The following is a 13,672-nucleotide window of genomic DNA, read 5'->3' on the forward strand; positions in this document are numbered from 1 at the left end:
CCTCGTTTTTATCCATAACGTATTCATTATATTATAGGCTATTTTTCTCGTCAAAACCAATTCTTATGAAAAATAGCATTTTATCGCTTCTTTTCTTTTTCAAAAAAATTATTCCACTTAAAAAATAGCGCCTTAATTAAATAAGCATAAGAATGTAGAGCCAATTTTTTCATTATCTATTATAATAGATATAACACTAAAAAGAGAGGAAATGACAAATATGTCCCTAACGAACCATTCCATTTACGAATATGTGATGGACAAGGCGCCCTCTATTACGAAAACATGGTTTGCTATTAAAGATGGAGAACCAGGGTCTATTTACTCAAAAAACACCTCCCCTGCAGTTGAAGAAATGCTTAAAAAGCAGCATGCTTTTACCATTCAGACTGTTATCAGTGCATTTCTAGAAGATGAAAGCATCTTTGCTGATAATCTAGAAGTATGGGCAAATGAAGTTGCTAAAAGCAGGGTAGAATTAGCAACGCCTGTTCATGAAGTATTAGAGGCATTAAGTATTACAAGAAAGGCAATATGGGATACAATTGAACAATTTATCCTTGAGCATAAAGAAGTTTCAACAGCCTTAGTTTTACAATGGAGCACTAAATATCACTCTACTTTTGATCAATTGACAAATCAATTTACCAGTATGTATCATACTTTTACCAAAGAAAAAATCCATTCCCAAGAGGAGCTTATCCAGCAATTAAGCGTTCCTGTTATTCCAATTACTGATTCGATTGGTGTTCTTCCTCTAATCGGTGACATTGATAGCTTACGTGCAAAACTAATATTAGAAACCGTTCCTGTACGCTGCAAAGAGGAAGGCATTGAGCATCTGTTCATTGATTTATCAGGTATTTCTTCCATTGATACAATGGTTTTGCATGAGTTAATGAAACTAACAAAAATACTTTCTTTCATTGGTATTGAGTCTACTATTTCTGGACTTAGTCCTGATACAGCACAAATGATTGCTGCCTTGGGAATTAAATTGGGGAAAGTTTCCACATTCAGTACGCTAAAACAAGCGCTATCTTTACAGGAAAAGTCTTTAGATGTCGCAGCCTCTAGCATTAGTACTATGCCTTTCGCAAAGCATAAACCATAAAAAAACTCTGCTAAATTGTTTATACTACTATCGGAAATGGATTTCCTGCATAGCAATAAATGATTTAGCAGAGTTATTAATCTTTTTTCTATTAAACTAGTAAATTCAAAATTAGAATCCTTTATTCAGAATTTCTTCTCCTACAAATTCATCACGTATCTCGCCAACAATTTCTTCTAGAATGTCCTCCATTGTAACAAGTCCTACAATTACGCCTCTTTCATTTTTCACTAAAGCCATGTGCACTCTTTCTTGCTGCATTTTAAGAAGAACATTTTTGATTGGTGACGTTTGAAAAAAAATAGGCATCTCATGAATAAATTCTTCCATTTTCGTTTCTCTTCCTGCTACCACATTTGTCAGCATTTCTTTTGTATTTACATACCCTACTAGCTTTGTTCCATCCTTTGTAACAGGGTAACGAGTATATTCATGTGTATCCAAGACAGTCAACATCTCTTCCAATGACATTTCTATTTCTACATTCACAATTTGTTCTCTTGGAATCATAATTTCTTTTAGAATTCGATTATCAAAAGCAAAAATATTCTTTAAATAGGCTAATTCTGTTTGATTGATTTCGCCACTCTCATAACTTTGAGTCACAATCAACTTTAATTCCTCTTCCGAATGGGCTATTTCATGTCCAGTCGGTTTTATACCAAACCATCCGAGGATCGCTCTAGATGAGCCATTTAGAGCATGGATAATCGGCTTTGTAACCCGCCCAAACCAATATAAGCCAGGAGCAAACATCAGCGTCATTTTTTCAGCATATTGAATAGCCAATGTCTTTGGAGCCAATTCTCCGACTACAACATGTAAAAAAGAAACAACTGACAAAGCAATTGCATAGGAGAGTACAGTTGATAAAGCATTAGGCACATCGAACCTCTCAAACAAAGGATGAAGGATTTTTTCTACTGTTGGTTCTCCTAAAGCTCCTAAAACGAATGCCGTAATGGTAATCCCAAGCTGACAGGCAGATAAATAGTAATCTAAGTCATGCGCTACTTTTTTTGCAATAATTGCCTTTTTATTTCCCTCGGCAATAAGCTGATCCAGCCGTGACATTCTTACTTTTAAAATAGCAAATTCCGCCCCAACGAAAAACGCTGTTAACATAATAAATACTGCTACTAAAAACAAATTCAATAGTATTATACTGTCCAATTATTTCCCTCTTTTAAAGGGATTCACCTCCATGAGTTATCGATAAAGCAGTTTTGACATCTAGATAGTTTTAAAAGCGTTTTGTGTAAGGCTAACCTCTTTGATCTGATAGTTATCCATATCGGTCACAGTCCATAATCGGTCCCCTTGTTCTACTTGATCCCCAATTTTTGCTGTATCTAATAGCTGATATTGTATCCAGCCTGCAATAGTATCAAGTTCTTCCCTTTCTTCAAACGGGATTCCAAAACGTTCTTCTAATTCATCTAGCAATACACGGCCATTAATGAAATATTTATCCTTCCCCGACTCTCGGATGTCCGCCACTTCATCTGCATCAAACTCATCACGGATTTCTCCAACAAGTTCCTCTAGTATATCTTCCATTGCCAGGATACCAGAAGTACCACCATACTCATCAATAACCAATAACATATGCACTCGCTCCTGCTGCATTTTTAAAAGAGCATCCTGCAATCTTGTTACTTCTAACACAACCGGAAGGTCACGAACGAACTCTTCTAATTGACGATTTCTTCCCCAAGCCATTTGTGTGAGCATTTTCTTTACATTCACTACACCAATAATATGATCTTTATCTCCATCCTCTGTTACAGGATAGCGCGTATAATTATGCTCATCCAAGACCTTTACAATCTCTTCATAGGACATATCTTTATTTAGTGTTACTAACTCTGTTCTAGGAACCATAATATCCTTCGCTACTCTTTCATCAAAGGAAAATACATTTTCCATATATTCAAGCTCTGTTTGATCAATTTCTCCACCTTGATAACTCTGTGTCATTACTATTTTCAATTCTTCTTCAGAATAGGCCTGTTCGTGCTTAACAGGTTTGATCCCCATTAAACGAAGTACTACTTGTGCAGAACCATTCAATGCCCATATAAAAGGTTTCATCACCTTACCAAACCAATATAATGGCGGCGCCAGCAATAAGGTTAATTTTTCAGCGAATTGAATAGCAAGTGTTTTCGGGGCCATTTCTCCTACCACCACATGCAAGAAAGTTACCAATGCAAAAGCAATAGCATAGGAAGCAACTGAGGCAACAGATGGAGAAGCATTCAGTAAATTAAATACTGGATACAATAGTTGCTCAATTGCCGGTTTTCCTAGGGCACCAAGACCAAGTGCGGTTACGGTAATACCTAATTGACAGGCAGAAAGATAGTAATCTAACTCACTTGCTACTTTCTTCGCCATAATGGCCTTCTTATTTCCTTCTGCTATTAACTGATCAATTCTTGACATACGAATTTTAACAACAGCAAATTCTGCACCAACAAAGAAAGCTGTTAGCGCTATTAATAGCACTAGTAAAAATAAATTGATTATCGTTATTATGTCCAATTATTTCCCTCGTTTCGAGGGATTCACCTCCAGGAATAGTTACATTAAAGACAGTAATTTCATTACGTCTAATAATTTTGTTTCAAGTGTACGATACACTTTCTTTTTCTCTTCCTGCGGCGCATCTTTCAATCGTTCTTCCAAGGAGGCCAGTTTTTTATGCAAACAGGCAATTTCGTCCTGTACCTCATCCATCATTGGTTCGATTTCTTGGTCTTCCATTGAATGAATGACTTTTCGTATTTCTTCAATCGACATACGTTGTTTTTTCAAAAGTTTTATTCGTTCCAATGTATAGAGAACATCTTCGGAATACAGGCGATAATTGGAATCAGATCGCGTCACCGGAAGCAATTTATTACTTGTATAGTAATCAATCGTTCTTGTAGATAATCCGCTTAATTTCGCCACTTGGCCAATACGCAATAACGCCTTCCCAATGAAAAAACCCCTTTCTGTTTATAAGTTAATTATATAGTAACATGAAAAACAAAATCCGTACAGTATTACGTTACGGTTTATCGTTCATGTTGATAATGAATTTTACCTAAGAATAGCAGACGAATTCCAGGATTTTATCAATTCTACGGTTTTGTACTTGTTTTCGATATTCTCTATAAACAATAAAAAAGCTCCCGTTAAGAAGGATCAACCATTCCTAACAAGAGCTTTTTCTTATAAAGCTGTTGAGGTATTATCTTTATTTGCTTTCTCTGTACTTCTAGGTACTTCATGATGATGGCGACATCTTGGTTCATAAGATTCAGAAGCACCTACTAAAATTACAGGATCTTCATAGTTAGCTGGGGCACCATTAATCAATCTTTGTGTTCTACTTGCTGGAGAACCGCAAACGGCACAAACTGCCTGAAGCTTCGTCACTAATTCTGCGATCGCCATTAATTCTGGCATTTTTCCGAATGGCTCGCCTCTAAAGTCTTGATCTAGACCAGCACAAATCACTCGATGGCCACTATTTGCCAAATGTTGAATAACTCCAATAATTTCATCATCAAAAAACTGCACTTCATCTATTGCAACTATCTCTATATCGGAAGTAACATATTCAAAAATGTCTGCTGATTTACTAATAGGAATCGCATTGGTTGCAGTTCCATTATGAGAAACGACAGATTTCTCACTATAGCGATTATCGATACTTGGTTTAAACACTATAAACTTCTGCTTAGCAAATTGCGCTCTTCTTACACGACGGATGAGTTCTTCTGATTTTCCTGAAAACATACTTCCACAAATAACTTCTACCCATCCATGATGTTTCATTACATACATGAAACCGCTCCTTCCTAGATAAAACAACTTGTCTCTTCCATTACTCTATTTATATTTTCCTAATTAATAGTCAAGATATGAAAATCACTATCCATATTCTCTCTTACATACTTTAACAGCTATCCATGCTAATGGAAATAATAGATTCACTTCAAATATCATTTTTACTAGCATCTCGCATGAAAAATAGACAAAAAAATAACATAAGATACTTAAGAATAAAAGTTATATCATGACTTTCATTCTTAAAAATCCTACTATCAGTCCAAATAAAAAACAGGCAAGGAGAAGTAACTTCTTGCCTGTTCTTGATATTCCATATTACTTAAGACCGTATTTTTTGTTGAAGCGATCAACACGTCCGCCAGCTTCAGCAAATTTTTGACGTCCAGTATAGAACGGATGGCACTCAGAACAAGTTTCAACTTTGATTTCTTTTTTAACAGAACCAGTTTTGAACTCGTTACCACAAGCACATTTCACCGTAATTTCGTTATAAGTTGGATGAATTCCTGTTTTCATTCCTTTTCATCTCCTTCCGCCCTGCAACTTTCGAAACAGAGTTCTAAAACAGTGCTTAGACACTGTAATTGTAAAACACATTGATTATATTATAACAAGTACATTCTTGTTTTGCAACACTATTAACCATGCATTAATTACCAAATATTGAAAAAAACTGAAAGTCTTCAATCATACAAATAAATAATTTAAAAATCACTTATATCGCTTTTATCTGTGATTAGGAACGCTTCGCAGTTCCTGCTTTCATTTGTTCACCTAGGATGGCAAAGAAATCCTCATTGCTTTTCGTTTGTCTTAATTTTCTTAAGAACTTTTCAGCAAAGTCTGGTGAATCAGACATTGACTTACGAATAGCCCATAGCTTGTCTAAATGTTCTTTAGGAATCAATAATTCTTCTTTTCGTGTTCCAGAGCGTCTAATATCAATAGCAGGGAATATTCTTCTTTCTGCTAATGCACGATCTAAATGAAGCTCCATATTACCTGTTCCTTTAAATTCTTCATAAATAACATCGTCCATACGTGAACCAGTATCAACTAGTGCTGTAGCCAATATAGTTAAAGAACCGCCTTCTTCGATATTACGTGCAGCACCAAAGAATCGTTTTGGTCTATGGAATGCTCCTGGATCAATTCCTCCCGATAAAGTTCTTCCACTTGGAGGAATGACTAGGTTATAGGCACGAGCTAATCTTGTGATACTATCCATCAAGATAATAACATCACGTTTATGTTCTACAAGACGCATTGCTCTTTCTAGTACTAATTCAGCAACTTTAATATGGTTTTCGGGAACTTCATCAAATGTAGAGCTAACAACGTCTCCACTTACAGATCTTTCAATATCTGTTACTTCTTCAGGTCTTTCATCAATGAGTAAAACAATCAACTCTGCCTCTGGATGATTTGTTGTAATACTATTTGCTATTTCCTTGATCAGCATTGTCTTACCTGCTTTAGGAGGAGCTACAATGAGACCGCGTTGTCCAAAGCCAACAGGAGCTAACACATCCATTATTCTAGTAGATACATTTCTCTGTGTTGTTTCTAAATGTATTTGACGATTCGGGTATAGAGGCGTTAAGGCTGGAAAATGAACTCTTTCTTTTGCTGTCTCTGGATCGTCTCCATTAACAGCTTCTACTTGAAGTAAGCCAAAATACCTTTCGTTTTCTTTAGGTGGGCGAACTTTCCCTGAAACTTTATCTCCATTTCTCAAATCGAATCTTCTAATCTGAGATGCTGAAATATAAATATCCTGTGAACTTGGAGAGTAATTAATCGGTCTTAAGAAGCCAAATCCTTCTGACTGAATAATCTCTAGAACACCTTCCATGAAGAAATAGCCTTCTTGCTCTGCTCTTGCCTTTAAGATGGAAAAAATCAGTTCTTTTTTTGTTAACTTACTGTAATAGGCAACTTTATATTCGCGAGCTAATTCATACAGCTCTTTTAATTTCATATTTTCTAAACTAGATATATTTAATCCCATTTTTACACCACTCTTTTATATTTTCAGTTATCCCTACCATTTATTTCGAAATGTGGGAAGGTTTTTCTTCTGTTTGAGGCGAACGCTTTTTGTGAAGAGAAATTTTGATGCGAGAAATAATTAAAGTGAAGGATGGAAAAGAAGAATCCTGCTTCTTCTCCAGCTATCGATAAATCGTATACTTTCATTTTCTTATAACTTTTTTCATAAGAATGGCTTTCTTTCAATACAGCGGAAGGAGCCTTGATTTGAATATAAATTTATCTTAAGAGGAGTTTTTATTTTATCCTTCAGGTTTCTATTAGCTTCAACGAGAATCAATTAAAAGCAATCTCTATTTTACCTCCATCTACGAAAAATGTGCAACAAGAATTTTTTTACCAACACTTGTCCACTCCATAATGGAAGCGGAATATGGATGAAGTTTCGTTTTCATCCTTCTTTTTTTAGGGTCGTTCGAAAAGGAAGGTATGGAGGAAGCTTAATGAATATTCCCGTTTTGGAGGACATTTATTTTTTCACAAAGCAAATTTAAAAGGATGGTCCCTACACCCCTTTTATAGCGAAAATCTTACGTATGAATGGTTTATTAGACTTATTTCCGTTCAAATTCTTTTTCCAAAAAGTTTTTAATGAATCTAGAACAGAGGGAACTTCCTCCCTCTGTTCTCCTATATTGGCTAATAAATAGAAAAAGGTTCTACACATGATTCTTAATGAATAACACGGCGCTTTACTAGTTCATTATAGCTTAGCCATTATTTATTTGTTCATATTCCTCTTCGGTCATCTTTTCTCGCCATATTGTCGCGCCTAAACCAGTAAGTTTTTCCACTATATGGCTGTACCCTCTATCAATATGCTCAAGACCCGTAATTTCTGTCACTCCATCTGCCATAAGCCCTGCTATTACTAAGGATGCACCAGCACGTAAATCACTTGCTTTTACTTTGGCACCTTGCAAATGAACAGGGCCATTAATAATGGCAGATCGTCCCTCAACTTTTATTGCGGCATTCATTCGACGCAGCTCATCAATATGTTTAAATCTTGCACCGTAAATTGTATCTGTAACCATACTTGTACCATTTGTCTTTGTTAAAAGGGACGTGAATGGCTGCTGAAGATCTGTTGGAAACCCAGGATATACAAGTGTTTTTATATCTACTGGTTTCAAAGAGTTATTGGAGCTGATAAACACTTGTTCATCACTTGATTCAATCGAGACTCCCATCTCTCTTAATTTCGCAATTAGAGACTCTAAATGTTGAGGGATCACATTATCCACAAGCACACCATCTCCAACTGCTGCTCCAATTATAATATAAGTACCAGCCTCGATTCGATCCGGAATAATAGTGTGACGGCAACCATGAAGATGATCTACCCCTTCAATCCGAATTACATCAGTTCCTGCACCTTTTATTTTCGCTCCCATATTGGTTAAAAGTGTTGCCACATCAATAATTTCCGGTTCTTTAGCAGCATTTTCGATGATGGTTTTCCCCTTTGCTCGTACTGCTGCAAGCATAATATTGATTGTTGCCCCGACGCTTACTACATCTAAGTAAATTCTTGCTCCCCTTAACTCATCTGCTCGAAGATAAATGGCTCCTTGTTCATTTGTAACCTGTGCACCAAGTGCTTCAAATCCTTTAATATGCTGATCTATCGGTCTTGGTCCTAGATGACAGCCACCAGGTAAGCCAATTACCGCCTTTTTAAATCGTCCTAGCATGGCTCCCATTAAATAATAAGAAGCACGCAATTTTTTTACCTTCCCATTCGGCATAGGCATAGAAATCATAGAAGAGGGATCAATTGTTATATCAGACTCTGATATAGATACCGTTCCACCTAACTCTTCCATAATCTCTTTTAATATCTGAACATCTGAAATGTCAGGCAGTCCCTCAATAGTAACGGGAGATTCAGCTAAAATGGTTGCTGGTATAAGTGCCACTGCACTATTTTTTGCACCACTAACTCTAACCGTTCCTTTTAAAGGTGATCCACCTGCAATCATAAGTTTTTCCATTTCTAGCTCCCTTCTAAGCCAATGCAAAAGTACGAATTCTGCTATAAGTTAATCAAGATGAGGCTTGGATGTAGAATCTTGTTTGAATTACTGTTACTTATTATACCAAATATTAAGACTCAATGGAAAAGTATATATGTATGAACTTTACATTCTATTGTGTTAACAAAGTACAAACATTTTTAGTATTACCTATATAAGGCATCATGATACTCGAACCAATTTATTGGCATTTATCTGGTACTATGAATCTTCAACTTTCATATACGCTTTTTCCATAAACCAGTCATGATAATCTTTGGTAATTCGCTAATCAACTGAAAGCTGCTTGCTAGTATCCCTTTTGAAATATAAATATGGAAGTTATTTTTCGAGGTATTTATTTGTTCCATTCTTTACAAGTATCTCCTTTTACCTCTAACAAAAACATCTTTTTAGAAATATTCCATAAAAAAGAGGATATCCTTTAAGGGCCTTCCCCTAAAAGATATCCTCTCTTTCCTTTAGATAAAATTATGCTTTATTAGAAGAACCAAATTCTTTGATTTTGCCGATTACAGTTGCTTTAATCGCATCACGAGCAGGTCCTAAGTATTTACGTGGATCATATTCTTCTGGTTTAGCAGCTAATGTTTCGCGAACAGCTTTAGCAGAAGCAATTTGGTTTTCAGTGTTAACGTTGATTTTAGCTGTTCCTAAAGAAATAGCTTTTGTGATATCTTTTGTTGGGATACCAGTACCACCGTGTAATACTAATGGTAAACCAGTTAAGTTGCCGATTTCTTCCATTTCTTTAAAACCTAAGTTAGGCTCACCTTTGTAAGGACCGTGAACAGATCCTAAAGCAGGAGCTAAAGTGTCAATGCCAGTACGTTTAACAAGTTCAACACATTCGTTAGCATCAGCATAAATTACACCTTCAGCTACAACGTCATCTTCTTGTCCACCAACAGTACCAAGTTCTGCTTCTACAGAAACACCTTTAGCATGTGCATATTCTACTACTTTAGAAGTAATCTCAACGTTCTCATCAAATGGATGGTGAGAAGCATCGATCATTACAGATGTAAAGCCAGCATCGATAGCTTCTTTACATTTTTCGAAACTTGAACCGTGATCTAAATGAATAGCAACAGGAACTGTGATGTTATAGTCTTCCATTAAACCTTCTACCATTTTAACAACAGTTTTGAAGCCACCCATATAACGGCCAGCACCTTCAGAAACCCCAAGAATAACTGGAGATTTTTCTTCTTCTGCAGCTTGAAGAATTGCTTGAGTAAACTCAAGATTATTTAAGTTAAATTGACCAACAGCATAGCCTTCTGCTTTTGCTTTGTTTAACATGTCTTTCATTGAAACTAAAGGCATATTTCTTCCTCCTTATTTAATGATCGTTCTTTTTTACAAGAGAATCTTTATTAAAATTCCCAAAGGAAAGTTGAATATGTATATAATACCTCAAGTAAAATAAAACGAATCATTCCATTTAAAAACTCAATTGTAATCATACCAAAATAAAACAAGAAATGCTATCGTTCAAGCTTTTTTTTCTATTTTGTCACAAATTAATATACTTTTTGACGAATGAAAGCACTTTAATTCTAAATCCACTTATAAACTATAGAAAAAGCATTGGAAATATGACCTATAATGGCTTAGTAAGAAACATCACAGATTTAGATTTCAAAAAAACAATAGCTTCTAAACAGAAACTACATTTTTAGAGATAAGGGAAAACATATAAGGACTATCTGGCTAATAAATATGTATAAAATATGGCGATTAATGATTAATGTACTTCTTAACAGCCTCTCTCAAATCATCAATATCAAACGGTTTAGCAAAATGCGTTAAGGCACCAAGGTCCTTCGCTTCTTGAATCATATCAAGTTCTCCATAAGCTGTCATGATAATCACACGAATATCTTGATTAAGCTTTTTCATTCGTTTTAAAATTTCAATTCCATCCATTCCTGGAATTTTCATATCAAGCAGCACTAAATCAGGTGATTCTCTTGTCACAATTTCTAACGCCTGATTCCCATTTGCAGCTTGGAACGTCTTATAGCCTTCCTTTTGAAAAACTTCATTCAAAAGGATTCTAATGCCGAATTGATCATCAACAATTAATATTTTCCCTTTCATAAGGAACCTTCCCTTCTAAGTCAAGTTATATGTATGTATTCTCTCGTTTTTATCATACTTTATCTTTTTCTACTATTTAGTCGTTTTTTCCTGCTAATCCCCTTAAATTTTACCTTTTCCTTCAATTTAATTATAATTATCTACTATATGAAGCAAATTACTGTTTTAATTTAATAAAATGGAGGTTTTCAAACTTGCTTAAAATGTTTTCCACTCAACTAAGTGGGCTATTTAAAAGATTGCATGAGAAAGAAGAGGAAGCAATCGAAGACAGTTCAAGACTATTAGCACAAGCCATTGTCAGTGACGGGAAGATTTATTTCTATGCCACAAATGAAATGGCTGGAGTAATAGCAGAAGCAACAACTGGGATGGAGCCAATGCCAAATACAGAAGAATGGGCAAATACACCGCTTGAATCTATTACCTCAAACGATCGGTTTATTCTTTTTGCTCGAACAAATGAAGAGGAAGAAATAAACACATTTGCTAAACAGCTATACGATGCTCAAGTTCCCTTTATTTCCATCTGTTCCATTACCAATCCTGATATCGAATCACTGATTGACTTCGCAGATGTTTCTATCGACTTAAGACTTTCTAAAGGCTTATTGCCTGACGATGAAGGAAAGCGATATGGCTATCCATCGTTAATTGCTGCTCTTTTTATTTATCATGGCATTAAATTTACAACCGATGAAATTCTCAAAGAATATGATTTATAAAGAAGAATGACTATTACATTAAATGTTAGAAAACATTACAAAAAAGAGACTTTTCCAAATAAGTGGAATAGCCTCTTTTTTAAGTTTGCCCTAAACTTTATTTTTCTGCTAAGCGGATAGATGCACCAACAAACTCACGGAAAAGAGGTTGCGGGCGAGTTGGTCTCGAGATAAATTCTGGGTGGAATTGAGAAGCAACAAACCAAGGATGATCTTTTAATTCAACAATTTCCACTAAACGGCCATCTGGGCTAGTTCCTGAGAATACAAATCCTGCATTTTCCATCTCTTGACGATATTGATTATTGAACTCATAACGATGACGATGTCTCTCATAAATTACCTCGTCTTGATATGCTTCATATGCTCTAGTATCTTCTTTTAATTTACATGGATATAAACCTAAACGAAGTGTTCCACCTAAATCTTCCACATCCTTCTGTTCTGGCAGAAGGTCAATAACTGGATGCGTTGTTGCTTCGTTAATTTCAGAAGAATGAGCATCATTCCAACCTAAAACATTACGAGCAAATTCGATAGATGCTACCTGCATACCTAAGCAAATTCCAAAGAAAGGAACCTTCTGTTCACGTGCATATTGCGTTGCAAGGATTTTCCCTTCCACGCCACGGTCTCCGAATCCTCCTGGTACAAGAATTCCATCTGCATCTTGTAATAATTCTTGGACATTTTCTTTCGTTACCTGCTCTGCATTGATCCAATCGATCTCAATGTCAGCATCATATGCATATCCAGCATGTTTTAAAGCTTCTACTACAGAAATATAAGCATCTTGTAATTCAACATATTTACCAACAAGGGCAATTTTTGTTGTTTTAGAAAGATGACGAACGCGATCTACTAGTTCAATCCATTCTGTCATATCTGCTTCTTGACATTTAAGCTTTAAATGATCACATACAATTTGATCAAGATTTTGCTCTTGAAGAGCTAATGGAATAGTATAAAGTGTATCTGCATCACGACACTCAATAACAGATTTATTGTCTATATCACAGAATAAAGCAATTTTATCCTTCATATCTTCAGAAATAGGTTTTTCTGTTCTTACTACAATCACATTTGGCTGAATTCCTAAGCTGCGCAGCTCTTTTACACTATGTTGTGTTGGTTTAGTTTTCATTTCCCCTGCAGCTTTGATGTATGGTACCAATGTACAATGAATATACATAACATTGTCACGACCAATATCACTTTTAATTTGACGAATAGCTTCTAAGAATGGTAAGGATTCGATGTCTCCAACCGTTCCGCCGATTTCTGTAATTACTACATCTGCATTCGTTTCACGACCAGCTCTAAATACTCGTTCTTTGATCTCATTGGTAATGTGTGGAATTACTTGCACTGTACCGCCAAGATAATCTCCTCTACGTTCTTTTCTTAATACAGTAGAATAGATTTTTCCTGTTGTCACATTATTATATTTCGTTAAATTGATATCAATAAAACGCTCATAGTGTCCTAAGTCTAAGTCCGTTTCTGCACCATCATCTGTTACAAACACTTCTCCATGCTGATATGGACTCATTGTACCAGGATCCACATTGATATACGGGTCAAACTTTTGAATCGTTACACTTACACCACGATTTTTGAGCAAGCGTCCTAGTGATGCTGCTGTAATACCTTTTCCTAGTGAAGATACTACTCCACCTGTTACAAAAATATATTTTGTCATTATATAATCCCCCTTGATTTAAGTTTGCTCCAATTCCTCTTTATTTAAGACGAATTAACTAATTTTTTTAGAGGGGTATGAAACGATT

Annotated in this window: 13 protein-coding genes; 2 read left to right on the top strand and 11 right to left on the bottom strand. The window is 35.6% G+C overall.

The genetic code is table 11. The features are described from left to right. The first annotated feature begins 211 nt into the window (after window positions 1-211). Window positions 212-1,114 carry an STAS domain-containing protein gene (locus MHH96_RS03970; RefSeq protein ID WP_082809998.1) on the top strand — a complete coding sequence of 301 codons (903 nt, stop codon included), beginning with the start codon at window positions 212-214 and terminating at the stop codon, window positions 1,112-1,114. A gap of 111 nt (window positions 1,115-1,225) precedes the next feature. Here the strand turns inward: MHH96_RS03970 and MHH96_RS03975 are convergent, their stop codons facing one another. The 10 genes from MHH96_RS03975 to MHH96_RS04020 all read right to left on the bottom strand — a co-directional run bounded on the left by MHH96_RS03975 (window position 1,226) and on the right by MHH96_RS04020 (window position 11,157). Continuing rightward, on the bottom strand, window positions 1,226-2,287 hold the full coding sequence (locus MHH96_RS03975) for a hemolysin family protein (protein WP_328282828.1): 1,062 nt from the start codon (window positions 2,285-2,287) through the stop codon (window positions 1,226-1,228). A gap of 60 nt (window positions 2,288-2,347) precedes the next feature. Further along, window positions 2,348-3,661 carry a hemolysin family protein gene (locus MHH96_RS03980; RefSeq protein ID WP_047940755.1) on the bottom strand — a complete coding sequence of 438 codons (1,314 nt, stop codon included), beginning with the start codon at window positions 3,659-3,661 and terminating at the stop codon, window positions 2,348-2,350. 39 nt (window positions 3,662-3,700) lie between these two features. Continuing rightward, window positions 3,701-4,087, bottom strand: a complete 387-nt coding sequence (locus MHH96_RS03985) for a MerR family transcriptional regulator (protein ID WP_047940756.1) — start codon at window positions 4,085-4,087, stop codon at window positions 3,701-3,703. Window positions 4,088-4,336: 249 nt separating this feature from the next. Further along, the gene (locus MHH96_RS03990) at window positions 4,337-4,954 is read right to left on the bottom strand and encodes a thymidine kinase (RefSeq protein ID WP_047940757.1); all 618 of its coding nucleotides are present in this window, start codon (window positions 4,952-4,954) and stop codon (window positions 4,337-4,339) included. A gap of 321 nt (window positions 4,955-5,275) precedes the next feature. Then, the gene (gene rpmE / locus MHH96_RS03995; protein WP_047940758.1) at window positions 5,276-5,476 is read right to left on the bottom strand and encodes a 50S ribosomal protein L31; all 201 of its coding nucleotides are present in this window, start codon (window positions 5,474-5,476) and stop codon (window positions 5,276-5,278) included. Between the two features lie 220 nt (window positions 5,477-5,696). Next, complete coding sequence (rho, locus tag MHH96_RS04000) at window positions 5,697-6,971, bottom strand: transcription termination factor Rho (protein ID WP_016202506.1); 1,275 nt, start codon at window positions 6,969-6,971, stop codon at window positions 5,697-5,699. A 751-nt stretch (window positions 6,972-7,722) separates the two neighbouring features. Beyond that, window positions 7,723-9,009 (bottom strand): UDP-N-acetylglucosamine 1-carboxyvinyltransferase, encoded by a 1,287-nt coding sequence (locus MHH96_RS04005; protein WP_047940760.1) that lies wholly within the window; start codon window positions 9,007-9,009, stop codon window positions 7,723-7,725. Between the two features lie 260 nt (window positions 9,010-9,269). Beyond that, window positions 9,270-9,401, bottom strand: a complete 132-nt coding sequence (locus MHH96_RS04010) for a hypothetical protein (RefSeq protein ID WP_268874793.1) — start codon at window positions 9,399-9,401, stop codon at window positions 9,270-9,272. Between the two features lie 121 nt (window positions 9,402-9,522). Then, window positions 9,523-10,380, bottom strand: a complete 858-nt coding sequence (locus tag MHH96_RS04015) for a class II fructose-bisphosphate aldolase (RefSeq protein WP_047940761.1) — start codon at window positions 10,378-10,380, stop codon at window positions 9,523-9,525. Between the two features lie 414 nt (window positions 10,381-10,794). Then, window positions 10,795-11,157, bottom strand: a complete 363-nt coding sequence (locus tag MHH96_RS04020) for a response regulator (RefSeq protein ID WP_047940762.1) — start codon at window positions 11,155-11,157, stop codon at window positions 10,795-10,797. A gap of 194 nt (window positions 11,158-11,351) precedes the next feature. Between MHH96_RS04020 and MHH96_RS04025 the strand changes: the two genes are divergently transcribed. Further along, on the top strand, window positions 11,352-11,882 hold the full coding sequence (locus MHH96_RS04025) for a DUF2529 domain-containing protein (RefSeq protein WP_047940763.1): 531 nt from the start codon (window positions 11,352-11,354) through the stop codon (window positions 11,880-11,882). 97 nt (window positions 11,883-11,979) lie between these two features. Here the strand turns inward: MHH96_RS04025 and MHH96_RS04030 are convergent, their stop codons facing one another. Then, entirely contained in the window at window positions 11,980-13,584 is a 1,605-nt protein-coding gene (locus MHH96_RS04030) for a CTP synthase (protein WP_047940764.1), read from the bottom strand. Between the last annotated feature and the right edge of the window lie 88 nt (window positions 13,585-13,672).

Source organism: Niallia sp. FSL K6-0212, assembly GCF_038007605.1.
Taxonomy (GTDB): Bacteria; Bacillota; Bacilli; order Bacillales; family Cytobacillaceae; genus Niallia; species Niallia circulans.

Bases quoted from the DNA above. Each gene is read 5' to 3' on its own strand.
- MHH96_RS04020 (WP_047940762.1), bottom strand. From the start codon at position 11,157: ATGAAAGGGAAAATATTAATTGTTGATGATCAATTCGGCATTAGAATC.
- rpmE (WP_047940758.1), bottom strand. From the start codon at position 5,476: ATGAAAACAGGAATTCATCCAACTTATAACGAAATTACGGTGAAATGT.
- MHH96_RS03990 (WP_047940757.1), bottom strand. From the start codon at position 4,954: ATGTATGTAATGAAACATCATGGATGGGTAGAAGTTATTTGTGGAAGT.
- MHH96_RS04010 (WP_268874793.1), bottom strand. From the start codon at position 9,401: ATGGAACAAATAAATACCTCGAAAAATAACTTCCATATTTATATTTCA.
- MHH96_RS04015 (WP_047940761.1), bottom strand. From the start codon at position 10,380: ATGCCTTTAGTTTCAATGAAAGACATGTTAAACAAAGCAAAAGCAGAA.
- MHH96_RS04030 (WP_047940764.1), bottom strand. From the start codon at position 13,584: ATGACAAAATATATTTTTGTAACAGGTGGAGTAGTATCTTCACTAGGA.
- MHH96_RS03970 (WP_082809998.1), top strand. From the start codon at position 212: ATGACAAATATGTCCCTAACGAACCATTCCATTTACGAATATGTGATG.
- MHH96_RS04005 (WP_047940760.1), bottom strand. From the start codon at position 9,009: ATGGAAAAACTTATGATTGCAGGTGGATCACCTTTAAAAGGAACGGTT.
- rho (WP_016202506.1), bottom strand. From the start codon at position 6,971: ATGGGATTAAATATATCTAGTTTAGAAAATATGAAATTAAAAGAGCTG.